Source organism: Mucilaginibacter sp. P5_A4 (genome assembly GCF_056400605.1).
Genome location: NZ_JBFUKX010000001.1, coordinates 131,363 through 155,106 on the forward strand (window position 1 = coordinate 131,363; position 23,744 = coordinate 155,106).

The window sequence follows — 23,744 nt, forward strand, 5'->3', positions numbered from 1 at the left end:
TTTTAAACTCATTTTTTATTGATAATGAGTCTTATATTGGTAAGTAAAAAGGATGAGCCTTACCAACCACCGCCCTTCGTTGACACCCCAAGAAGTGGAATTACGGCAAGCCCCATCCCTTTCACAAAATACAAAAAAGTATTAAGCAAAGGATATGGGCATTTAACTTACCGTCTCGCATCCTGGGTGTCAACGAAGAGCGACGAGACTCTTTCAGTATTTATAACCTAAATTTTAATAACCTTTCATTAGCTAATTTTATTTAAAGGTAAATAATAAATTTATACTTGTCAATATTGACAAGAGAATATTTTCATAAAGGGGCGAAATTTCCCTTATGAAGGAGAAGTATCTCAAACACTACGAAACTATCGGGAATAATGTTAGAGAATTGAGATTAAAGAAGAATTGGACCCAAGCCGAATTGGCAAATAGATGCAGTGTAAATGCAGAACAAATAAGCAGAATAGAAAACGCAAGAAGAGACTATATGCACTCGACTTTACTGGAGGTATGTGATGCATTAGAAGTTAGCATAATGGAAATCATGAAGGAAAAATGATACGTTGATTGATCCCTTTTCCATAAGGGACAGGTCACGGCAATACCCGCCCAGAATAATAATATTTTATTGGCTTTGTGATTAAGTTGCGAGAAAGATTTTAAATCATCGTTACCTTGTATTAGTCCTTGCCTGTCTTTTCCTATGGCGATTTCTCCCATGTATAGCCTCATCATCAACATCATCCTTGATGTCGACATGGACAGGACTAATAAAATCTTCAAGAGGCTGATCTATGGTGGGAAAATATGGATGAATGCCGAGTGCTAAGTCTATACCGGGCTGATCTTCTGCAAGGCCGATGCCTGAGTGTATGGCTTCTTTTTCCTGATTGCGGGTTTCCATCAACACCCGTTCGGCAAGGCTACCGTTTTTCTGAACATTGGCATAGGCCATTGTATCTTTCAGTAGCCTGTCAAACTCAAATAATTCATCGAACAGGGTTTCGCCACACTGTTTAAAAGCCACCCGATCAAACTGCCCCATCTTTTTAGAATGATCTTCATTCCTCCCTCTTGATGTATTCATCGGGCTAAGCTTGATTTTGTTGGTCGCATCTTTTCTGCTGACAATGACCTGCACATGCATCTGCTCACCTTCCTTGCGATCGCCCCGCTTTTTGATGGCTTGTTTAACCTCCGGGTCATTGTGGGTGTAATAACGGTAGTTTTCCAGCTTCCCAAACCATATCAGATCTTCATGGCTGTTAATGCTCTCCCGTTTAAAATTCTGCGCGTAGGCATCCATCACTCTGACAGCAAACCCTTTCATTTGGTCTTTGGCACCACCCTCGCCGTATTGCTCCTTTAAAAAGGAGATTTCCTTTTGACTGGGGCTGATATTAAGCAGGAAGAATTTCGCATCGTCCTTCCCTAACTTAGCGATATTGTTATCTATTGTCCGCATAGCCACGTATGGATCTATTCTGACATGTAGCCCATTGAACCAATACTCGGGTTCACCCTTATTATATATCCGGTTCTCCTTTTCCAGGTAATGAACCAATCCGCTGCTGCTGCCCTTGTTAGCAGCTTCTTTACTGTCGGTAATATTTATAAACATAAAGTTGATTCGTTATAATAACCTGATCTGCTCTTTCGTAATAGCGATCAGTTCATCTTTTTCCCTGCCCGATGTCATCATGCCAAAAGCCTCCCTGGATCTGATATAACCATCCAGAATAAACAGGAACTGTTCTTTCAGAGTCTCCTTACTTTTCATAACCTTCAAGATCGCATCCATGACGCGGGCTACTTCCCCGAAGGCTTTGGCATGGCTTTGCAGGTTATTTAACACATCCACATTATGCTTCAGCACTTCGGAATTAAAGCGGTCGATGATCTTCCGCTGTGATTGGGAAACCCTATCCATCTCTGTTTTGATAGGAATGAGCAGCATAGTTTCCTGTGCCTTAATAAAACCGATGTACTGCTGATGGTTCTTCATCAGCGCATTTTTTAAGAGTTCATCATTCAGGTCTATAGGATCTTTCTTGCTTTTATAGAAATAATCGACCATCTGAATAAAAAGCAGACGCTTTGTGCGGCCCAGTTTAAGGGCGATCTTTTCAAACTTCTGATCAACGGAAACTGGGTACCTTACTGATCTTACATTAATATCTTCCATCGTTTAATTTTTAACGAGGCATTAGACTGTATAACAGGATATGCCTTTAAATATCTATACAGGATACCGCCGGGTATCCTGTTTTCTTCTTTTTTGCCGGTAAAAACGCGGTAAAGTATCCCCGGAGGATACGCAAAACCCCATTTGCAGCGCAAATGGCAAGCAAAGTAGGGCTCTGCCCAACTTCCGCTTGCTCCTTTTCTTCCAAGAAGAAAAGGACGTTTTGACTGTCGCACATTCCAGATCGCTGCTACAGGAAAGTTGATAGAGTTAATGCTGCTAAACTTCAAAAACGGACTTGAACAATTACTCTCCATAAAATTATTTGATTTGCGCATACAGGTTATTGCATTAGGGATGTCTTCGTTTTTAAAATCTTTTGGAAATAGCGTTTCGCTATTGGGGGCGAAGCATTCATTGTGTGGGTTCATTTCGTATCTGGGTATCAACATATCTAACGATCTTTAGATCATGTGATCAACTGATCTTGCTATCCTTAGATCAAGTGATCAGCCGATCTATTATCATGCTTATCCTCTGGCCACTCAACCAGGCTGCCTTTTACCGGGTGATACGATGGGTAATAACAGATGTACCCAAACGTTTCCAGTTCCTTTATACATTTATGATAGGTAGCGGTGGATGCGATCCGGCTATAGGACATTAGCAACTGTCGGCTAACCGGAAACGGGTTACTATACCCACTCCGTTGCCAGCAGACAAACAAAGCTGCATACATGCTTACGTGGGTAGCGAGCAGATGCGGATTCTTACCCATTTGCCTTACTCGCTCGGCATAGGCAGCCATTTCTTTTGTTTTAACTATTGGTTTCAATGTTTCCCTCCTTCCAGTACTTTATGAATATCTTCCAGTTTGTAATACATCATGCCGCCAATCTTGGTATAGCTAAGCGCACCGTTGATACGCAGGTTTTGTAAAGTACCAGGGGAGATGTTCAATAGCTTTCTCACATCTTTGCTTTTTAACCATTGCTTGCTTTGTCCTTTCCCCGGCTGAAGAATAATTTCTATTTTTTCAATGAGCCTTTTCTCGAATGCTTCCAGATCCCCTTTTGTAATTAATTCATTTGATGTCATTGTATTAAATTAATAGTAGTCATATGTCTCGCCACTCGCTACTTTATGGGAATGGCTACCCCTAATCCGCAATTAATTGAATTGCAGTCGCTTTCACATAAATCAAATATAAAATATTGTTTTGATAAAATAAAATATGTCAAAACAAATGATTAATTTTAACCTGTTCAATCAGAAAGCACCTTAATTTGGTTTGCTTATTTTTGATTAAGCTTAATAAATAATCATCGGTTAGTTAGAAGCAGTGAACACCGAAAACAGCCAAATAGCATCAAAAAATATTTTTTAAAAAAGTGAATAAAATCAGTTACAAAACCTACTTAAATGACCGTCTGAAGCAGGTTGACTTTCACGGACAGCTTACATATCCTTTATATGTGCAGGTAACTTTTGAGCGGAAGACCATATTTTTTAAAAGTTATTATTTCGAGTTGTTCTCTAAATCTAGGTATGCACTGGAGTTGCCGGATGGTAGTGTTAAAGGGGTCGATATGGAGCAGATCATCGAAAAGGAAAACGAAGTAATCCGTTTTGTCATTGATAAACTGAAGGACGGATTTTCATTGGAGGCATTTAAAAAAATCTATGCCTACTTCAGTAAGGATCTTTGTGATGTAACCGAATTCGATTTTATCACTTACTTGTATCTATTCTTTGATGACAAGAAAATGCCACACATGGCGGAATTAATAAAATGGGGTACCCTGCATGTGGTAACTTATGATCTAATCATGGATTTTAAAAAAATACTTAAAGAAGCTTTATATGATGAGCTTATTGAGCAAGCATTTGAAAAGGCACCGCCATACCTCCAATTATATAGTTTTATGATGCACACCAAAAAATGGCCGATGCTTTGCCTCACAGCGATGGAATGGGATAATATTGAAACGATTAAGTCTTTTAAAGAATACGTGGAATTGCATTATCCGAAGTTGAAGTCTACTACTTTGATTGGACAAGTGAATAGCTGGCCGAATTATCGAAGAAAGGGTTTTTAGATTAAATATTTTCACTGTCCCAGGTTCGAGCCCCAGGTGGTAATAGAGATGGTAATAAAGAAGTAATAGAGACAGTGGCTTTCGATTGGTGATGTTAAATTGCAGCTATGAATATAGATAAAAACACGCGTTTGATTGACCTGACCGTTGCGGATTTAATGGTCATTATAAAAGAATGTATGACCAGGTTCATGCTGGTTGATGAAACCTTAAATGACGAAGACGAAATTGGCGGATATGAGATCGCCGAAACAATAACCGGGTATTCCCGTCAAACGCTTTACCAGTTAAAATCTGCCGGAGAATTGCCTTATATAGGTTTACCCGGTGGGGGTATCCGGTTTTCAAAAAAGATGTTAATGAACTGGTTGCAATCCCATCAAAAGCTTACGCACAGGGAAATACAGGAAAAAGCGGCAACACTGAAACTTAAGCGCAAGCTGCGAAGAAAATAATGGTTAGCACAGGTTATTCAGATAGTATCCTGTACAGTTCCAGATTTAGGTAATAATTGCCTTTACCGATTACTCTCTTTTCCAAAACACCCATGTCTGTTAACTGGTCAAGGTATTTTCTGGCTGTATTTTCCGCATAAATATTGCCGCCGACCAGGTGCTTTACCCGCGTGTAAGGTTGGGTGAATATGGCGTTGACCAGCGATTCGGGGCGTGCGATGTCGGTATCTTCGATGATGGCTTTTAAAATGGCATCCTTTGCACTAACGATGTCATTGATCTTGTCATAGGTGATGTTCGAAGTCACCTCGACGGCTTTCAGCATATACAACAACCAGTTCTTCCAACTTCCTCTTTGGGTTACCCCGGCAAGTCCGGCGTAGTAATCTTCTTTATGGTCCATGATATAACGGCTTAAAAAAAGGATCGGATAATCCAGCAAGCCTTTTTTGGTCAGGTAGTGGATATTGAAAATCCTGCCAGTGCGGCCGTTGCCATCGCGGAAAGGGTGTATCGCCTCAAATTGAAAATGACCAATGGCCATTTTGAGCAATGGATCTACCGAATAAGTTTTGTCGTCATTCAAAAATTCGATCAGATTGTGAAGTTTAGCTTCGACTATTCCTTTGCCTCTTGGCGGCGTATAGGATACTTTACCGGCATTGGGACCGGTGCCGCCCTCTTTGATGACGATCTGGGCGATGGGTGTTCTGATGCCATCATTAAACTGGCTAACGATCCGGTACATTTTCACAAAGTAATCTTCGTCAAAAACCTGATCTTCATTCAAATAGGCATAACCTTCCCATAAGGCCTCACGATAATACAGCACTTCTTTAGACGGTCCGGTGAGTTGCTGAATTTGTTCTTCACTGTAGGCCTGGTACAATTCATCATCAGTTGTAAAGATGTTTTCTATTGCGCTGGATGCTTTCGCTTCCTGTAAACTAATAGAATTAATGAGCAGCCCTTGGTTTGGAATGACGATACTTCTGCCCTGTAAGCGGCCAAGCGCCGCTTTGGCATTACCCAATTGACTGTAAATTTCCACATCTTCATAGAGGTGTTTGTCAATTGGCAGTTCCGGCAAGGTATTCCAGGGAACATTCCGGTCAGGGTTTACTCGGTATGGCATAAGCAAATGTACATTATTGACATTAAAAATCAAACATTTTAAGGCGAAAGGCTTTTGTGGCATTAATGCCATGCCAGAGGGTATCGATGACCTTAAAATTAGAAAGTTTTAAGGTATAACTCGATTTTCGCTTTAATATGTTTTTGGAAACTTTATAAATGTAAAGAAGTTCTATTAAGCAATTACTTGTTTAGTACACTAAATTTTTCATGATGGCACGTAAAAATGTCTACAATTTCTGTTATGAATACGGTTACCGAGAAGAAGGTGACGGTATGGCCGTGGTGATCTGCCGGCAATGGGAGATCTATTTTTGAAAACAGGCACCGCCAGACAAGCGCTCACTTGTCTGGTTCCGGCTCAAACCCGGATCATCTGCTATTACCTAGATACCTTTACTTTTCCGAATGATTCCAGTTCCAGGAATTTAGAGTCAAAAAGGTGAGGTGGCATTTTCTTTTTTAATAGGTTATGAAAGTTTGAATCATGCGTCGAAAGTATTATCTGTTTGTTTTCATTGACGATGATGCTGCGGAATAAGTCGATTGTTGATAAAACATTAATGCTATCCATTGACTGGACCGGGTCATCGATAAAAATGCAATCGTATTCGGGTGAATTAAGTGCTGACGCCAAAAATATGCTGAGGCTCAAAATATTGATCTGAGCAGAACTGAAGTAAAGGTTCGGCACAAGGGACTGTTCGCTTTCGCCATTGGTGACAAAAACGTCGAGCGTCGGCGTGGCGGCATCAAAATTAGCTTTGAATTCTACGGCTTTAAATTCCGGGTGCGGGTCGATCTTATTATAGATCTGGTTGATCAGGCCGGTATAAAAAAATGACTCGATCTTTTCCTCCAGACTTTTGCGCACGGCTTTTTTTTCCGCTTCCAGGATGGGTAAGATCTCTTTTTCCAGCTGCTTGAGTTCTTCCTGGATAGCGACGGCCCTTAGCCTTGCATTTTCAGACCGCAAAAATGGCAGCAGGTTTTTGGCATAGCCGGACAGGGTTTGGTAAACCGTATCCAGTTCCTGTTGCCGGGCGATTTCTTCCATGCTGATGCGCCGTAGTGCCTCCAGCTCGCGGACCAGGCGGTCTTTGTCGGAACGGGCAGTATCCATATTTCCGAACCGGGAAATATAGGTCTCGAAGTTAGCGATCGCTTTGATTAGCGTTTCCCTGGACGCCGCCAGTACTTTTTTCCGGGCAAGCAATTCCTGTTGATTCGCTGCCGCCAGTTCTTTTTCAGCGCGTTCACGTTGCTGTTCGAGCTCAGCAACTCGGGCCAATAGTTCAACAATAGCGACTTTAAGTTGATTGATGCGGGTTGTGAATGGCAGTGGTGAGGGCTCGGTATTGGGTTCGTTGGTCCTGAACCAGTCCAGGATCAGTAAGTAATCCGGGTTTGCCCTGAGTTGCGCGATATCCTCCTCCAGCAGTTTGATCTTGACTGCTGAGATCTGCTCCGTCTCGGCCAGCGGTGCCATTTTGTTTTCCAGTTCCTTTAATTCAGCCAGCAAGACTTCCTGGGTCCGTTGAAGATCGGCAATTTCTGATTCGATCTTTTTGACATAATCTTCCTGCGACTCGCTTCCCAATTCTTTGTTGATCCGGTCGAGGTCTGCCTTTTTATTGGATTTACTGGCATTGACCAATTTCAATTCATTATTCAAGTTATCGCCATGTTGCTTCTTCTGGCTAAGGCGGGTGTTGAGTGCGGAAATGACGCCATCGATGATCACCCGCAACTCACCGTCATGAACAGCGATCTTTGTTTTGAGCGTATTAAGTTCCGTTTGGATGAGCGTTTTCGACTTGATCAGATCTTGCAGCGCGCTGTCAAGCAGGTTGTTGGCAGCCACTTTGCCGGCCAGCGTTTTATAGGACTCGTAGCCTTGGTTACATAAAGGGCAGATATCTGTTTGTGATTGATTGATAAGGTCGAGGCCCATTTTGATGAACGCCTCCAGCTCTTTATTGAAAGATTCCTGCTGACTGATCCGCTGGTCAATTTCATTCAGGGTCTTGGTCCTTTCACTGAGCCGGCTTTTTTGATCCAGCAACCTGGCAAAGAGGTCGGGGTGCGATTCCTGTATGGCTTTCATGAGTCTGCCGTAGTCACCCGAATTAACATGCTCCTGCTGGGCAGTGGCCGTTTTGATCTCTTGCTGCAACTGCTTAATGTCATTGGTAACTGCCGAAATCTCTCGGCCTATCAGCGTGATGTCGACATCGGATTTTTCCAGGTTTTCCTGCAAGCTGTCAATGGCCAGCTTAAGCGTTGGAAAATTTTTCAATTTGGCTTCAAGATCTATCCGACGGGAGTATTGGTAATCATTTTTGTTGCGCAGTTCCTGTCGGGTCTTGCGCATTTCGTTCAGGGGCTTGCGCGTTGTCGTCAGGATCTCCTGTTCTTTAAGCTTGGCTTTTCCCTTTTGGTTCAGGGTATCTACTGTTGTGCGGTAACCGGAAAACTGCAGCTGCAACTTTTCCAGATCATCTATTTTCGCATAATGCTCTTCCTGGATCTGCCTCAGATTTTTGATCTCGCTGATACTTTTATCAAGTAAGGTAAAGCCAGCCAGCATGGCGTCGGTTGACTTGAGCTCGGTTTCTGACGCTTCTTTCTGCTCCATGTGTTCGAAATAAAGATCAACCCCTGATATTTCTTGATTACCGGTCATTGCCGCGCCCAGTTCCCCGTATAGTGTCCGATGGGTCTTGACGCGCTCCGTGATCGAAATTTGTCGGGCAGCGATCTGGTCGATCAGGTCGAGCGCTTCTTTATTGGTCGAAGTAAGCTTGATCGGTGAAAGTGATTCGTTTTGACGGTGTAGACTGGCGATGGACGCATTGACACTCTCCAGTAAATTACCCTCTTTGATCTCCACGATATTCTCTTTCTCCTTGGCCAGGTCGGTGTTTAAGGTGGCCATCACGGCGGCATTCGCATTGATCAGGTCGGTCAGGTTGCGATAATAAGCGTTCAAACCTGCCAGGTCGGGATTATCCATAAAAAGGGCCAGCCTTTTTTCACCGTCGACCTCCTTTAAAAACGCCGATATCCACTCCTGGGAAAGGATCACTTTGCGGAAACCGCGGTTCTCACAACTGTCGCTATCAGCGATATCCCATTTTTTATTGCCATGCGCCTTCAGTACACGGTTCTGTTCAGCGGTATCGGTCGTTATCTTTACGTATGATGGCGTTTTCCGAGTCGAAAATGTATTCCGGAGGATCTTGACCTGTTCATCCGAACTCCCTTTTTGGGAGGTCATGGCCTCATGAAAAAGTTCGTTCTGCCAAAAACGCTGGATATTATCCGTCATTCCCCATTCGACCGCGTCATAGAAAGAGGTTTTCCCAAACCCGTTTGGCGCGTAGAGGGATATAAAGTCGGCGGCTTTGCCGGTCTTTAAGGTGAAATCAAAGGTTGCATCGGCCGGCTTGTCATAGATCCGGAAGGCAGAAATCTCCACTTTTTTAAATCGCATCTTTTGGGCTTTTAAGGGTTGAACGGATATTCTGCAATACATCCTTGGCATCGGGCCTATAGGTGCTTTTGCCGCTTACGGTTTTATTTTCAAGAGCTTTGGCGATAATTGGATTTTTTACGAATTCTTCCTGGGCAACTGGCGCTTGCTTAACAGCCACCTTCAGGTCACCGTTGAGAACGTGTTTTTGGATGATCTCCTGGAAATCCATATCGTTTTCGATAACGATCTTACGGCTGGAGAAGGTATCATTTTCGATCTTATACTTCAGATCCCGATTTACGGGACCGGTATTGATAAAGAAGAGGTAGGTATTCCATTTTCCGAACTCGTCAGGCAGCTTGGTTTGGAAATAAACTGCTATGGCGTTGGATAGCCTGCGCCAGCCATCCTGTAAAGCCTGGCTGTTGCTGAACCGGATCAAAAAAACATGAATGGTCCCGCCGAGTTTCTGCTGGTGGTATTCAACATCCGCCGCCGGAAAGTCTTTTTCCAGTACCGCATCCAGGGCGTCATTATTTGATGTACTGCTCATATTTTTGTTTTAACAGGTTAAGGATAGCTTTCGGATCGCTCAATTCCGCGTAATCGTTAAAGTCCTCCACAATCAGTTTGCGTTTAAAGTATTCAATATGGATAAATTTGAATTTGTCATAGGGGAAACTTGTCCCGCAGTGAATATCTATCGCCTCCGGCCCGTAACTCGGCAATGCCGGCTGCGTGTCCTCATATTCCTCGCGGACCCAGCCAATCTCATCCAGTATCTGCGCCTTATCCAGGATATATTTGCCCGGCCGCGGCACGTTGCGGGAAGATATAATGACAAGGCCATCGTCAGCCAGTGAGCCGAAGTCCGTCCTGCCCACATCATACAAGTGTTCTACCCAAAAATCATTTTCCGTTTCCGAATGTAAAAGCCGCAGTTTGTTAAAGAGCTCGTTAAAATCCGCCTTGACCACCGTTTTTCCCGTAGCGACCGCCACCATAGCCATCAGCTCCAGCCAAAGGACCCATAGGGATTTCAAATACAGCAGCTGGGGATCCTGTCCAGACATCAGCAACTGACTCTCGCCGAGGCTATTCTTGATGCACATCGGGGTAAAATCACTATCGCAGGCCGCGGTGAGTTTTTGGTTGATGACCTTGGTGATCTTCCCGATCACCGTTTTGGTTTCCAAATCATAGGGCAGGACAAAGGCGTTTTCTTTTAAGCAGCCGAAACCCTTCATATAATAGGGGACCAACTGCTCCAGTAGTGCCTGATTGGATAGGATGATCTCGCCGAAAACTTCGATGGGTGTAAATTCGACCTTGCCGAGTTGTTCGTCCTCGGCGGCGATCTGGGCCTGGATACCGGCAACAAACAGCTTCTTGTCCTTGATCTTAAAAAAGCCTCCGCCTGACTGCCCTTTGAGCTCTTTTAAATTCGGATTTTTACTGATGTCTGCTTCGCGTCTTTGGAATTCTTTATCCTGCAGGATGGTGACGTCGGAGTCCAGTCGGATCCGGTTCAGCCCCTTGGCGGAACGCCTTAACTGGGGAAAGCCGGCCAGTAGGTAGTCGTGGTCGTCATGAAGGACGTCTTCCTTTAATAACAGGTCTGCCGGAGTATCGAGGCGGTCGATCTTTAGCAAGGCGATATCGGTGCCTTCGACAGGATGCGGGAAATAATTCACATCTGGCTTAAGCGCGAAGGGCGTAACTTCTTTAAACCCGGCGGTGGCTACCTCATAATATTCGATTTTGACCGTACCCGCGAAGCCGGTATCGATATCCTCAAATACATGTTTAGCCGTCAGTATATAGGTACTGGAAGCATCCATTGGCTGGAAGATCACGCCGCTGCCGCCGTTGATGCAAACTATATATTTCTTGATATCGTCTTTGTTCATGGCTGGATTTCCAGGGGCTTTTCTGCATAGACCAATTCGAAATCCGGAAAGTCCTTTTTGTCCTGATCCGTAAAGATCGCTTCCATGCGCCTTTTATAATTAAAAATAAGTCTGGCGTTGCGTTTGAGATTGATCAGCCTTGCCAGAAGCTGTTTGTGCGGATGCTGGCTAACGCTCCCGTCGGAACTGATCACATAATTGGCACTCTCAAGGCAATTGAACAATTTGACGCTATTATTGCCCTTACTGCCGTGGTGCGCCAGTTTGACCAGCTCGGCATTCAGCGGATGCTGCGGCGTGTAATTGAATATTTTCAACCCTTTAACGATAACAGAGGGGTGGGCATCACCCAGAAACAGCAGGTTTTTGCTGCCGTAAACCAGTATAAACGCGATCGAACTGCCGTTGGGATATGCGCCATCCTGGGTATATTTATCCTGGGCGATATGCTCCAGTAAGCTTTTACGATAGTCATCCAGCGCTGTCGCCGTTTTAAGGTCCGGATCCTTCTTTTTCCAATTGCGTAATAGTAGTTCCAGTTTAGGTTTACTTGGCGACAAAATCTTAAAAGTCAAGCCAAAACGTTTCAATACATCGCCCTGAAGGATCGCTTCCCTGTTCCCCTTATTATATCCCTGGATGTAGTTGGCGAATTCGATGCCCTGTGCGATGGATGTCTGCGGGCCAGTAACCGGCCTGATCCAACTCTTAAGGTCAGGGTTCTCTTTAGCCTTAAGTGTGGTTGCAATGATCTTTCCGGAATTGAACCAGACCTCGACGATCAGCCCGTGAGCCTCAGGGTCCTGTTCAAACCACTTGAGAATGCCGCCGATATGGTCGTCATCCACGTGGGTAATGATGAGCAGATCGATCTTTTGGTCATTACGCCGCAGGTCGGCTACCAGATCCTTTAGGTCGCCGTCCTCCGTACGTCCTTTACTGCCCTTATCTACTTGGTAAGTGTCGGCGGTCCCGCCATCGATCAAAATGTTTTTTATGTGGCCGGCCGTATCCGGAAAACAGATCCGGATGCAATCGCCATAAGTGGCCTTTAAAAAAAATATCTTCATCATTTAAGTAAAAAACAAAACGGACAGCATTCTTTCTCAAACTTACTATCCATGGCGCACTGTCGGGAAATATTGAAAAATAAGGTTAAGATATGGGTTCGCCTGTAAAGATATGCAAATAAATAGTTAATTATATTTGTGCAAACCTTTGGGCCGGCAAGCACTGGCCCCTGCAACAAGACAATGGAAAAACTACAATATTTACGGGCACTGACCGAGCAGCCGCGCCTTTCCTATAGTGAAATGGAGGTGGTTTACCCCCTGATCTTAGCGCTGTCCCCATCTGAAGCTGCCATGTTTTTCGATCTTTCCTTCGAACAGCATTACCAGGTGAGGCAATGGGCGGCTCGGAAAATCAGCGGGGATATGGCCGAAACGGCTGAAGGTCTTCATTTGGAACTGATCGCCGAACTCATGTCAATGGTCAATTTGACCGGATTTGCCAAACGGGAAAGCTGTGGGTATACCCTAATGTACCTGATCGGTAACGTCCACGAAGAGCTGCAGCGTGAGGTTATCGTTGCATTGTTGTCCTCGCGCTACCGTTGCGTACGGGAGCGGGCATATAAACGGTTGCAAGAACATTGGGATACATATTTTTTAAAGAAGGTCGCGGACAATTGGGAAATATTTAACGACAAAATGTGTTTAAAACTGATGCTGAAGCATTTTCCGGAGGGTCATTTGATCGCGAATTTTGACACGATCAGGGAATCGCTGAGCAATTTTCAATTGACAGGGCTGTTCTTAAAATACCAGGATGGGTTTAAATACCATTGGGACATGCTGAAGTCGAATGATGGGGTGAGCTATGCTTATTTATTGACCAAACTCGGTTCCACGCTAACCCCGGGGGAAGCTGCGCAGATCCTTGCCGAAAATTATCTGAACGACAGGATCGGTCTGCTGTTATGGTGCTTCGGAAAAATGGGCCTTTGGGAAACTTTGGTCAGCTATAACGATACCTACCGTCAAAAGATTCTGGACCATAAGCTCGGGCAATTTCAGGTGAGCGTATTATAAACCCTGAAGCTAACGTAACGGTAGTTAGTAAACGATTTTTGCAATGGGCTATTCATGAACCTAACATCACATATCTAAATAAATAACTACGGCCTGCGCTTGCCCGGTATAATGTGCAATGGCAATTCATAAAATTGATATATTAGCTTGTTACACGATAAACTAAAATATGTCCTACCAGTTAGAAGTTTTAAATGATAAAGATTTTGAAGAGCTTTGCAAGGACCTCTTAGAGCGGGAGATTGGCCTGTTGTTCCAGATCTTTAAAACGGGAGCAGATAAGGGCATCGACCTGCGTTATGCCGCTGACCAGGAAAACCAGGTGATCGTACAGGCCAAGCATTATATACGTTCCAAGTATTCGGACCTGAAGACGGCTCTGGTCAGGGAGAAGGCCAATATGGACGACCTTTCCCCGCAGCCTTCACGTTATATCCTGATGACCACGCTGGATCTGAGCGTTGACCAGATCGATGAGGTCACCGCTTCGATGGCGCCGCACTTGTTAAATTCCCAGGATATTTATGCCAAGGAGCGCATCGTCAACCTGATCGCCAAGTATGGAGACGTGCAGAAGAAATATTATAAGCTGTGGCTGACCAGTACGAGGGTCATGGAAACGGTGTTGCACAATGCGGTGAACGGCCGCTCAGAATTTTTTCAGAAGAAGATCCTAGATAAGGTAAGCCGTTACGTCCCGACCATCAGCTTTCAGCAGGCGGTCGATAAGCTCAACGAGCATCATTTCCTGATCATTTCCGGGGAGCCGGGTATCGGTAAAACGACGATATCCTATTTACTGATGTGCGATATGATGGCCAACGGTTATCAAATGATCTATGTGGACGACCTGCTCAGTGATGCGGAGGATGTCATGGGCAATGACCCCGACCGCAAGCAGGTCGTTTTCTTCGATGACTTCTTCGGGCATAACCTTTCGGAAATACTGAACCCGCGCAATTCAGAAAGCAAGATCGTGGGGTTTATCGAACGTATCAAGGATACGCCGAACAAGATGCTGGTCATGACGACCCGGACAACGATCCTGAACCAGGCCGAGGCACGCTTCGAAAGGTTCCACCGGGCGAAGTTCGGGGAAATGTCCAAATACGAACTGTGTATCGAGGCCTATTCCCAACTGGACAAGGCCAAGATCCTGTACTATCATCTCTATCACTCAGGATTGCCGGCGGCGCAGTATGACATATTTTTTAAGTCCAAAAATTACCTGAAGATCATTGACCACCGCAATTATTTCCCACGGCTGATCGAACATATTACGACCAAAGAGAACCTGCAGCCGATCAAAACGGAAAAAGTAGAAGACCAGATTTTTTACTGGCTGGAAAACCCCAGCCTGATCTGGGAGTATGCTTTTAATGAAGAACTGACCGGAGAGGAACAATTCCTGCTGATCACCTTGTTTAGCCTCGGTGGCTACCAGGTGGGCTACGCTACCCTTGAAAAGGCTTTTGAGGCGCGGCTCAGTTACGAGATAGAGTTCAATGGCTACCAGCGAAAACTGGACATTTTCCGGAAATCGCTGAAGAAGCTGATGAACGGATTTATCACCGCTCACAAGCACCTGGAGACAGGCTACCAGACCTTCAGCTTTTTGAACCCTTCAGTGGGTGATTTCATGATCCATTACTTGAAAGCCCGGCCGGCAGAGCAAAAACGGATCTTATTCTCCGCGGCCTACACGCGGCAGATCACCAATTATTTTATGCCGGGGATCACCAACGGGATCGTATTCCCCGCAGAGCATTTGGCAGAATTTTATGAGCGGTTCCAAATACTGGCGCCGAAGATGATCGGCCATGCTATTAATACGAACGCTTGCCGGCTCATCATCTTAAGGATCTATGTGACATTTTTCCTGTACCATGTTGACCAGGATACCTTAATGTCAGAGCTGACCGCTATCGATCCACGCGCCCTGGACGGCGTGGCTTTTAGCGAACTGAAAGATGTATTGGATCAGTTAGATGAATTTCCAGACGCGGAGGCCCATATCCGGGGGCATTGGACGGCCTATTTTATCGCGATGGTTGAGCTCGCGGAAGACAGTATGGATATCCACCGCATCATCAGGCTCTTGCGCATCTATGGTATAGCGCAAGAGGAATGGGAGGCAGAAGAGACTTTTATGAAGGTACTCATGCGAAAAGTCAATGAATGTTATGCCTCTACCGCCAATGACCTGGACATCCAGGCCGATGAGGAAGAGATCGTTACGGCCTACCGGGAGTCCGGGCGGTCTGACGCGATCTGGCTGGTCCAGGAAAAGATGCAGGAAGACTACTCTGTTTTTCTAAAGGACTGCGGCCTTGAAGATTTTCACGATGAATTTGTGACCGAGGTTGATTTCGACGGTGATATCCTGTTCTCCAAAGTCATCGACGAAGACTATGATCACGATGATTATGAGCCGGGATTGCAAACGCCCGCCGAGTCCTTTCCTTGGGATGATGAGGAAAAGAAGATCGAGCGTTTGTTTGAAAGGTGAAGGCGGGCGATTTTTTGGAAAAGACCTCCAGGTGTGAGAGCCATTTCTTCGTCAGATCATCGATGATGGTCGGGTGATCAACGAGAAAGTCAAGCGTCGAGATCAGGCCCACAAAGTTTTTATACTGGGTTAGCCCGGGGTGGCTCTTCAACTTGCCGGGAGGTCTGATCAACGATGGGTTCTTCGGCCTCGTCTTTTGGCGGCAAGGGCGGCTGTTCCACTGCTTGCCGTGTTTGAGCCTGGCCCAGTTCTCCTGTTCGGGCATTGGGATATCGCGTTCGTAGCACCAACGTTTGATATCCCAGCTTTTAACGCCCCATTTTGCAACTAAATGCGAGACGGATTTAGACCAGACGGCATTGTACAATTCTTCGCGGCTTGCTGCATACGTTCAAAATACGAACGCAGGACACGCCCCTGTAAAAAATTGCGATTTAGGCATATTGCCTGTGTCCGCTGCAATTGGCAGGCATTTGGACAGTTCCAGGGAGTGGCGATAATACCTGTATAAAATAATTAGTTGAAACCGACGGTCAAGTCATCAATAGTTTTGAACGATCCCTAAATTACAGCCACTGCCACAGGGCAGGGTGGGAATGGTGCCATCGGTTAAAGCGATGTGGCCGCCGGTGGTATCTTTCCTATTGCTGTGTCGGTGCGCGGTAACAGCTGGCGCGCGGGGATGACCATAACTGTTTCCCGCACCAAATGAATAAGCGATGGCATTTCTGCCCTTGGCTCCCGGAACGGGCGCGTTCAAGGCATCGAATTCTGCGCCATGGTGCGTCGCCACAAGCCCATCGCAGGTTCCGTGCCCGGGGATGTAGGTATAAGCAGCATCAGCAGGCAGTAGCACTTCCGCTATCGTATTCGAAACGGGTGACAAAGAGGCGATCATCGCCAGGCCGGAATGGTTTTTCTTCTTCGGATCGGGATGAGTACAGCGCTTGATCGTTCCCCATTGGAAACTGCGGCTTCCCAGGGTTGCCGGCCAGATCAGCGCCTTGCCTGCACTATTTAATTGAAGGAAAAACTTTTGATGTGCCGGGCCGAATCTTTGGCGGGGAACTATCCACGTTCCGTTTTGATAAGCAGTATTCCTTTTGGCGCTCTCATAATGGTCAGTATCCCAATGGGAGAGAATGATGATCGGCCGGTAAGTCATGCAAAAATTAAGCGTGCTGGGATAGGTTCCTTTATTTTTATAGCAGCCGCCGCCAAGATCGAAGTACAGCAGCGGGCTGCCCTGGTCATTACAAATCGCATTGCTGTTACCCTGCCCTACATTATAAACGGCTATAAATTCAGGGTTCCAGCCAGCGTTGTGCCGGAGTTCTGTATCAATGACGTCCACTTCAGCATCTTCCACATCATCGATGCTCGTAAGTCTGTTCAGTGCATCTGCAGTTTCCGGTGGCAGCGGTATCAGTTCTTCGATAAAAATAGGATTCGCTTCAGCATTCTCATCCGGGAAAAGATCGGCAGGCAGGCCACGCTGCTGGGTGTTAGTGCGCAAGCGGTACCAATCCGATTCCAGATCCCCTGCCTGCTGAAAGGGTAAACGTTCGCGTAAACCGGCCTGAGTGCTGCCTAGACTGATCACCGGAATTTTGCTTTCGAGCAATATGTTCCGGAATTGTTGACTACCCAGTGTGGGCCAGTCACCGGCTGTCAGCACAGGCAGGCAATGGAACTCCAGGAAGATATTTTCTTCCTCTGCGTTCGACTTGTCCACATAAGCGTAATAGTCGCTCATAGTCAGGTGTTAAATGTTAGCTCAATGAATTCCTTGTCTATTTTATAACTGGAGGTAAAGGCGTCCGCATCGGCTTTGCTAAACTTTGCACGCTCGGCTAATGCCTCTGGTGTGGCGATCAGCCCATCGTCTATGCGGAATACACGGCCCCTGGCTTTGCGGATCAGCGTACTGAGCACACCAGGCGACGGCATGGTGTTTTTCCAGATCGTATTGATATGTCCATAATCGAGTGTGGCTACCGACATCAATTCCTGGCTTTCCATCAGATCAAGGCCGCTCCGGGAGGCGGTACCGTTATGGCTGAGATGATGTCCTACTTTATAAAATACAGTACGCCGCAACAGGTCTTTTACGGTAACAGTAACCTGGCCGCCATTTTTTTCAATGAACCATTTCAAGTTAGGGTCATGCCAGCTTTCCCAGTTGCCGGATTGCGCATCGCCTGGGAAAAGCAAAACCTTACCGCTGTCGGCAAATTCGATGGCCAGTACCAGGCTGGTATTGTTAATGTATTTTTCCAGCCGGATAGCCAGGCTGCCTGCGTAATTGAGCCAGTCGCAGTCGATATTCCGGTATTTATTATCAGGCTGTCCGAAAGCTTGTATATAGGCCTGCTGCTTTTCATTTTCGCTTAGGGCAAAGCAATTTAAAAAAGGCAGGCAATCTTCATCAAGGCTGCCGGCAAGGGCCGTATCGAAACCTAGGTTATCGGCAAACGAGGTTTTACGATCGTAAACATCGTCCTTGACCACTTCCGTTTTAAGGGCGGTTTCGTCCTGCGGCGGCCCTAGTACATAAAAGCGGATACCCTCGGTTCCGGGTAATGCAGGTACAGGCGCGCCTGGCTTACAGTAAAACGGTGACTGCCCACTTTTCTCGCTCAGCACTTTGAGGACATAATCCATCGCGCGCGACATCTCGGTTCGTCCGCTGCCGCTCTTCGCTGGCAGCGGTTCCTGATAAAGTTCGAGAGATTCCTGCAAGCTGGCAGCAAAGGTCTTTTTTGCACCCAGGGTTTGGCTCACGCCGAATTCCCCGCCGAATTTATCCGCATAACCCGGGTCGTCCAGGAATCCGTTCATTTTTGAAATGGCTGACTTCAGCGCCGCTACGTTTTTGCCGTATTTCTTTTTCAGGTCAGCGGCAAGCCCGTTCGTCGGGTCCTCTGTCCAGCCAACCCAAACCTGGCCTATGTTCATCTTGTCGAATTCCGCCTGCGCCCTGGAGAAGCCGATGATATGATCCAGGTGTTCGTGCGTAATGACCAACAAGTCTATCTTCCCCTGAAGATCCGCATTGATGGTCTTTACAAAGCCGCTGAAATAAGCGCTGTCGCCTTTGCAGGAACCGCAGTCGATCATCATGGTAAAAGAAACCGTTCCTTTTTTCAGGAACTTGAGGGTGAAACAATCTCCGGTACCGATGCGGTACGTACGGAAGACGATCTGTTCTACATGTTCTATCATCGTTAACAGCTTTGGTGGATCAGGGCAAAAGGCTCGGCAGGCGCGCTTTGGAAAGCATCGCTGAAATAAAGACTGAAGGCATTGAAGTTATCCTCATTACACATAAATCGGAACTGCTTACGCAGTCTTTCGTCATTCAAGACTTTGATATTACTGCCCAGCTTAGCCAGGTCGAGCAAAGGCTTGGCAATGACATATTTCAGTTTCAGGGTATCCAGATCGAAGATCAGGGTACAGGAACCGCGGAACTCAAAACAATCCGGGGGCAGCGGGGCCGCAGGCTGCGGGTTGGCACCCTCAAATATGGCAGAGTCCCGGTCGTCCGGATCAGTAAAACGGAAGCGGATCACGCTGCGCTGGATCATGGTCAGAACGATCTGGTTGATGATCTTACCATCCGGTCCAACCCGGTTCGCCAGTTTAAGACTGTCAATACTGAAGGATGGCGCATCGAAGTGGTGAGCCTTGGAAGTTTTAATGCCCATTGCCTGCCAGTCATCAGTAAAAACGAGTCCGGTGAGTTTTTCAAAATCCCAGGAACCATCAAACTTTTTGGTGATCCGCTCATGCAGTCCCTCGATATAACCGTTACCAATATTTCCGCCGGCGATGAACGCGTTGGTGACCTCAAATATTTTGGAGCGGACATCTGTATAATAGACCGCTTCCCGGAATTCCCGCAAAAACCGGCCGAGGATATCGAACTGCGTATCCAGTGTCGGTATGTTTTCGGCTTTGTAAAGGAGGCTTTCGACCGAAAGGGTTTTGATCCCGGCCGGGTAGATACCCCGCTTGCGGAAAGCGTCGATAAAAGCCAGACGGTACCCCCGGCTGTCTTCGTGGATACTGTCGACATCGGCCGTGATCAGTGCCCTCAGGTAATCCCCGAAATTGAGATCTGTCGGCGGACAGTAGTCCAGCGCGCGGATGCACATGCGGAGAACATGTCCGGAGGTCTTGGCAGCTTCGTCGGCCAGCCGGTCGACCAGGTCGGGGTGGATCTGACCCTCAGGTAAAATACCTGTACCACCAGTATAGATCCGCAACAGGTCTGCTATCCGGCTTTTATAGATGGAAAGAAAGGCTTCGAAAACGGTAGCGACCAGGATACTTCCCCGGTCATGAGGTTCCATGGTATTGATATAGGCGGCCGGGTCGGGCACCTGAGGTTTCCACTGTTTGGTCACCGGATCGATCCCACCGATCGCGTCGCGCAGTGCGCCGTAGTGTCCGATCGCCTTGCCGAATTCCTGAGCCAGTTCTCCCAGCAAGTTCTGGCTTTCCAGGTCGCCGCGGGTTTTGCAGATCTGGTGCTTGAGGACTTCCGGAAAAGTGAAGTGCTGGAACAGGGCGACGATATCGGCAAAAGCCTCGTGGAAGGCGAGCATATCGGGGTTAGACGGACTGGTATAACTACTGTGCATACCGTCTAATAATGCATGGCTCGTCTCGTGCGCTACAATATCGTGGCTAAGGCACGTAAAGACAAGGGAACCCGGCATTTGCAAGGTCACGTCTTCCGGACTGGCTGAAAAATAACCGAACAGCAGGGCCTTTTTTTGCGGACTGTAGTAAGCATTCGCCTCGCGGAGCGCGTGGGGATATATCCGCAGCTTTTCGACGAATTGCAAATAATAGGAACCTTTGTCATTGTCGATCTTGCGGTTGCTCCACATCGCCCTGCGCCCCAGGGCCTTTTCGAAATTCTGAATCGTGGTCATTGCCACGGCATAGACCATTTGCTGATGGAACATGGGATTGCTTTCGCTGGTATCCAGCCCGTCCGCGGCGAGGATATGGGCGTGGTTCAGGTCGACCGGCATATAGAAAATGCCAGTAGAAGGATCATAATCGATGACCTCGATATATTCGCCTTTAGGACCCGGCAAAAGCCCTTCTTCCCAGTAGACCTTATAAACGATCTGATTGATCTGAACGGTATCCATACGAAGAGATAACGAAGGGTCGAAGGCATAGCCCCGCAATTTGCGGTAATCTGGCTTCCGGATAAGGTAAGGTGCGCTGCTCATGGTTTTAAAATAAGGATGGACAGTAAAGACGTAGCTGGAGTTCGGTCATAGCGGACGAATGTGTGATCATATCATTGATCAGATCGCGTTTCAAACAGGTCAGATTAGTTCCGATCTGCCTGATCGCCCGTAAACGCTCAGGCGGCAACAGACAGTCTGAGATGGTTGCATATTGAGCGTTCAATTCCAGTTGTGCACTGATTTGTTGCCGGTAAGTTTCCGGTGCCGCTACCCAGTCTTCAGGCAATTTGTGTGCCGCGCTCAGAGAGGCGGGGATATTCCCGCCGTTCATGTTATCGACAAAACCGCTGACCAGTTTATCCAGGTCCCAGCCAAGGGAAATATAGGCGATCTCCTTGCTTTGGTGGTTCTCATAGACATTGCGGCTGATCTGCATATTTTTGATGCGTGTCATGAACACCTCGACTGTGCGCAGGAGAAGCGTAAACGTATTATTGTAGGCGCCTGAAAAAGGCAGCTTATTTCCGGCATCACTTACACAGACGATATCGCAGTTGTATTCCGATTTTTCCTGGGTCAGTTTGTGGATGCCCTGGTTATCATAAACGCCGCCATCTACAAGTCTGGGGTCTATTTTTTCCGCTAATTCAGGTTTTTCAAAGAATTCGGGGGCAATAGTGACAGGTGTAAAAGCGAAAGGCACACAAGAGGATGCCATTACCGCACGGGCAATAGGAAATTCACCGGCTTTGAATAACACCGGCGCAACCCTGCTTGAATAAGAAGAATCTCCCATCCGGTCGTCAGAAAACGTAAATGGCCGTGCGCTTTGCAGGTTTGTCGATCCAATGGCGATCTTCGGGCCAAGGGTAAGATCCTTCAATGTCTTACCCTGGTAGAAATATCGGTCATAAGCCCTCTCGATCACCCTTCCGGCAGGGAAAAGCCTAAACTGGAAGCGCACGAGCACAATGCCAAGAATAATCACTGGAATCACTCCGGCCGGTGCCCAGGAAGACAGGCTAATGGCTACCGAGGAGCCGATGAACAGCAGAGCCAGTAAAACAGTACGGATGAACTCCCAGGAGCGCAGCGCAAAACCGATCGTGTTTTTTTGACATAAAGCAGCGATCATTTCTCTTTCGAACGTTGGGTATGGCTTGCTACTCAGACATAGCGCTGCCCCGGTGATCGAACCGCCCGATATCGTAGAAAGTACGGCTACCTTTTCGAGCAGTCCTAACTCGTGCAATTTGCGCAAAGTCCCCAGATGAAATCCGGCTGCGCGGTAACCGCCGCCAGAGAGGGCCAGCCCGAAGCGTCTTATTCCATTCGGTGTTGTGATCAAACGGTTTTCCATGCTTTTTGTGCATTAAGGTTGGCAGACTTATCGATCACTTTCAATACGAACTCCTTTTTTGAGGCTTCTGCGCCTTGTGGCTGGTAATCAAAGGAGATCAAAGTAGCTGTGATTACCGGCTGATTGACAGGTTGATCATTGATCGTGACCGTAACTGTTTTCTGGTCAATATTTTGACCGGGTATCTTCACCGGGTTAACCGCCGCGGGATCGATCTTTTCCGGAGTTACTTTATAAATATCAATTGTCGTAGTTTTAGCCGGAGGCTGGGTAGTTACCGGTGGAGCACTTTTATCAGCCGGCTTGAGGATAGCCTCAAAAATAACTTTAAGTTTTTGGGTGGCAATGTCAGTAAACAGCCCCGCTAAACCTGCTGCCAACATGATGGGGAATAAATTAATTGGGCCGGTGGTTGCCGCGCCGCCACTGTTGGTCGCGAAGTAAATCAACAGCGCCAGTCCAGAAGCGGTAAAAGGCTTGATGAAATACCAGGGTATCCAACTGCGTTGGAACTGCTGCATGCCAATATAATAGGTAAGAGATCTGCTGACATGGATCAGATTGCCCAGAAAGCCGCAGGCGGCGACCAAGATCAGCATCAGGCTGCCGAGCTGAATAGTCCAGCGGCAATCCTTGGCCGGGCTGACCGCAACAGTAGCCGGGTGATTGGTGGCAGCTTTTATTTTTTGCTGGATTTCTGTTAATTCCTTTTTGTCAATTGCCAGCTTATGCTGGGATGCCGTATCGGTCGCATTGCCCAGCTTGGTGATCTCTGCATTAAGCGTTGCAACTTTTTTATTCAATTCGGTGGTTTCTGCGCTGGCGGTGCTGCTGGGCGCACCGGTCTGGGCAACGGGCCGGACATGAAATGGCTGAAAATAATATAATGCATTTTTATCCGAAGTAGGGTCGGCCGGCCACCAGGCAATGATGATCAAAAGTGCCACGATCATCGCACTGAGGATGATCGCTACAGCTCCTGCGCGCTCATTCGGTGACAATTGAGGGTTGTCAGGCATGTTGCCTGAATTGTTTTGGTCGGTAGTATTTGCCATGATGTGATGGTTTAGCTTTTATGGATTTTCAGGTTGCTTAAAAACTGAACAGCGAAGGCTCGGTCTCGACCGGGTGAGCTAATGATCGGTCTTCTGTTGATTTGGAATATGCGACATCGGTTTGATTTAGGTAAGTGGTTTGATTACAACTTGTTGTGCTAAAATTAATAAATATTAAATATGATTTATCGAAAATGATGTTTTTTTTTTCGAGGATGTTTTGTGCCCGGCCCGGCGGCTGCTTCGG

General features: G+C 46.7%; 20 protein-coding genes. 5 read left to right on the forward strand and 15 right to left on the reverse strand.

The features are described from left to right. Window positions 1–337: 337 nt before the first annotated feature. Window positions 338–562, forward strand: a complete 225-nt coding sequence (locus AC1DQW_RS00565; RefSeq protein ID WP_477452355.1) for a helix-turn-helix domain-containing protein — start codon at window positions 338–340, stop codon at window positions 560–562. Window positions 563–673: 111 nt separating this feature from the next. Here AC1DQW_RS00565 and AC1DQW_RS00570 read toward each other — a convergent pair whose 3' ends face one another. From AC1DQW_RS00570 to AC1DQW_RS00590, 5 genes are read right to left on the reverse strand one after another with little or no spacing between them, the layout of a single operon-like run. Beyond that, a complete protein-coding gene (locus AC1DQW_RS00570; RefSeq protein ID WP_477452356.1) occupies window positions 674–1,624 on the reverse strand; it encodes a DUF5712 family protein in 951 nt (316 codons plus the stop codon). 12 nt (window positions 1,625–1,636) lie between these two features. Beyond that, complete coding sequence (locus AC1DQW_RS00575; protein ID WP_477452357.1) at window positions 1,637–2,188, reverse strand: BfmA/BtgA family mobilization protein; 552 nt, start codon at window positions 2,186–2,188, stop codon at window positions 1,637–1,639. Beyond that, window positions 2,170–2,640 (reverse strand): hypothetical protein, encoded by a 471-nt coding sequence (locus AC1DQW_RS00580; RefSeq protein WP_477452358.1) that lies wholly within the window; start codon window positions 2,638–2,640, stop codon window positions 2,170–2,172. The genes AC1DQW_RS00575 and AC1DQW_RS00580 overlap by 19 nt, the downstream gene beginning before the upstream one ends. 44 nt (window positions 2,641–2,684) lie before the next feature. After that, complete coding sequence (locus AC1DQW_RS00585) at window positions 2,685–3,023, reverse strand: hypothetical protein (protein WP_373015893.1); 339 nt, start codon at window positions 3,021–3,023, stop codon at window positions 2,685–2,687. After that, window positions 3,020–3,286 carry a helix-turn-helix domain-containing protein gene (locus AC1DQW_RS00590; RefSeq protein WP_477452359.1) on the reverse strand — a complete coding sequence of 89 codons (267 nt, stop codon included), beginning with the start codon at window positions 3,284–3,286 and terminating at the stop codon, window positions 3,020–3,022. The genes AC1DQW_RS00585 and AC1DQW_RS00590 overlap by 4 nt, the downstream gene beginning before the upstream one ends. A gap of 293 nt (window positions 3,287–3,579) precedes the next feature. Here AC1DQW_RS00590 and AC1DQW_RS00595 point away from each other — a divergent pair, with 293 nt between their 5' ends. Then, window positions 3,580–4,287: a hypothetical protein gene (locus tag AC1DQW_RS00595; protein ID WP_477452360.1), complete on the forward strand. Its 708-nt coding sequence runs from the start codon at window positions 3,580–3,582 to the stop codon at window positions 4,285–4,287. A 107-nt stretch (window positions 4,288–4,394) separates the two neighbouring features. Continuing rightward, window positions 4,395–4,742, forward strand: a complete 348-nt coding sequence (locus tag AC1DQW_RS00600) for a helix-turn-helix domain-containing protein (protein ID WP_477452361.1) — start codon at window positions 4,395–4,397, stop codon at window positions 4,740–4,742. 13 nt (window positions 4,743–4,755) lie between these two features. On the opposite strand, the gene AC1DQW_RS00605 is transcribed toward AC1DQW_RS00600, so the two are convergent. The 5 genes from AC1DQW_RS00605 to AC1DQW_RS00625 all read right to left on the reverse strand — a co-directional run bounded on the left by AC1DQW_RS00605 (window position 4,756) and on the right by AC1DQW_RS00625 (window position 12,337). Continuing rightward, window positions 4,756–5,877 (reverse strand): Fic family protein, encoded by a 1,122-nt coding sequence (locus AC1DQW_RS00605; protein ID WP_477452362.1) that lies wholly within the window; start codon window positions 5,875–5,877, stop codon window positions 4,756–4,758. A 381-nt stretch (window positions 5,878–6,258) separates the two neighbouring features. Then, window positions 6,259–9,357 carry a hypothetical protein gene (locus AC1DQW_RS00610; RefSeq protein WP_477452363.1) on the reverse strand — a complete coding sequence of 1,033 codons (3,099 nt, stop codon included), beginning with the start codon at window positions 9,355–9,357 and terminating at the stop codon, window positions 6,259–6,261. 4 nt (window positions 9,358–9,361) lie between these two features. Further along, window positions 9,362–9,907, reverse strand: coding sequence for an ABC-three component system middle component 1 (locus tag AC1DQW_RS00615; RefSeq protein ID WP_477452364.1), 546 nt, complete (start codon window positions 9,905–9,907; stop codon window positions 9,362–9,364). Further along, window positions 9,888–11,264 (reverse strand): ABC-three component system protein, encoded by a 1,377-nt coding sequence (locus tag AC1DQW_RS00620; RefSeq protein WP_477452365.1) that lies wholly within the window; start codon window positions 11,262–11,264, stop codon window positions 9,888–9,890. Before AC1DQW_RS00620 ends, AC1DQW_RS00615 begins: the two co-directional genes overlap by 20 nt. After that, window positions 11,261–12,337 (reverse strand): ComEC/Rec2 family competence protein, encoded by a 1,077-nt coding sequence (locus AC1DQW_RS00625; RefSeq protein WP_477452366.1) that lies wholly within the window; start codon window positions 12,335–12,337, stop codon window positions 11,261–11,263. The genes AC1DQW_RS00620 and AC1DQW_RS00625 overlap by 4 nt, the downstream gene beginning before the upstream one ends. A gap of 180 nt (window positions 12,338–12,517) precedes the next feature. Between AC1DQW_RS00625 and AC1DQW_RS00630 the strand changes: the two genes are divergently transcribed. Then, window positions 12,518–13,357 (forward strand): hypothetical protein, encoded by an 840-nt coding sequence (locus AC1DQW_RS00630; RefSeq protein WP_477452367.1) that lies wholly within the window; start codon window positions 12,518–12,520, stop codon window positions 13,355–13,357. Window positions 13,358–13,526: 169 nt separating this feature from the next. After that, complete coding sequence (locus AC1DQW_RS00635; RefSeq protein WP_477452368.1) at window positions 13,527–15,866, forward strand: nSTAND3 domain-containing NTPase; 2,340 nt, start codon at window positions 13,527–13,529, stop codon at window positions 15,864–15,866. Window positions 15,867–16,407: 541 nt separating this feature from the next. On the opposite strand, the gene AC1DQW_RS00640 is transcribed toward AC1DQW_RS00635, so the two are convergent. The 5 genes from AC1DQW_RS00640 to AC1DQW_RS00660 are packed head-to-tail and all read right to left on the reverse strand — an operon-like array spanning window position 16,408 to window position 23,497. Then, complete coding sequence (locus AC1DQW_RS00640) at window positions 16,408–17,622, reverse strand: ComEC/Rec2 family competence protein (RefSeq protein WP_477452369.1); 1,215 nt, start codon at window positions 17,620–17,622, stop codon at window positions 16,408–16,410. A 2-nt stretch (window positions 17,623–17,624) separates the two neighbouring features. Further along, the gene (locus AC1DQW_RS00645) at window positions 17,625–19,091 is read right to left on the reverse strand and encodes a ComEC/Rec2 family competence protein (protein ID WP_477452370.1); all 1,467 of its coding nucleotides are present in this window, start codon (window positions 19,089–19,091) and stop codon (window positions 17,625–17,627) included. A 2-nt stretch (window positions 19,092–19,093) separates the two neighbouring features. Further along, window positions 19,094–21,121, reverse strand: a complete 2,028-nt coding sequence (locus AC1DQW_RS00650) for a hypothetical protein (protein ID WP_477452371.1) — start codon at window positions 21,119–21,121, stop codon at window positions 19,094–19,096. 4 nt (window positions 21,122–21,125) lie between these two features. Then, window positions 21,126–22,442, reverse strand: a complete 1,317-nt coding sequence (locus AC1DQW_RS00655; RefSeq protein ID WP_477452372.1) for a patatin-like phospholipase family protein — start codon at window positions 22,440–22,442, stop codon at window positions 21,126–21,128. After that, on the reverse strand, window positions 22,427–23,497 hold the full coding sequence (locus AC1DQW_RS00660; protein ID WP_477452373.1) for a hypothetical protein: 1,071 nt from the start codon (window positions 23,495–23,497) through the stop codon (window positions 22,427–22,429). The genes AC1DQW_RS00655 and AC1DQW_RS00660 overlap by 16 nt, the downstream gene beginning before the upstream one ends. Between the last annotated feature and the right edge of the window lie 247 nt (window positions 23,498–23,744).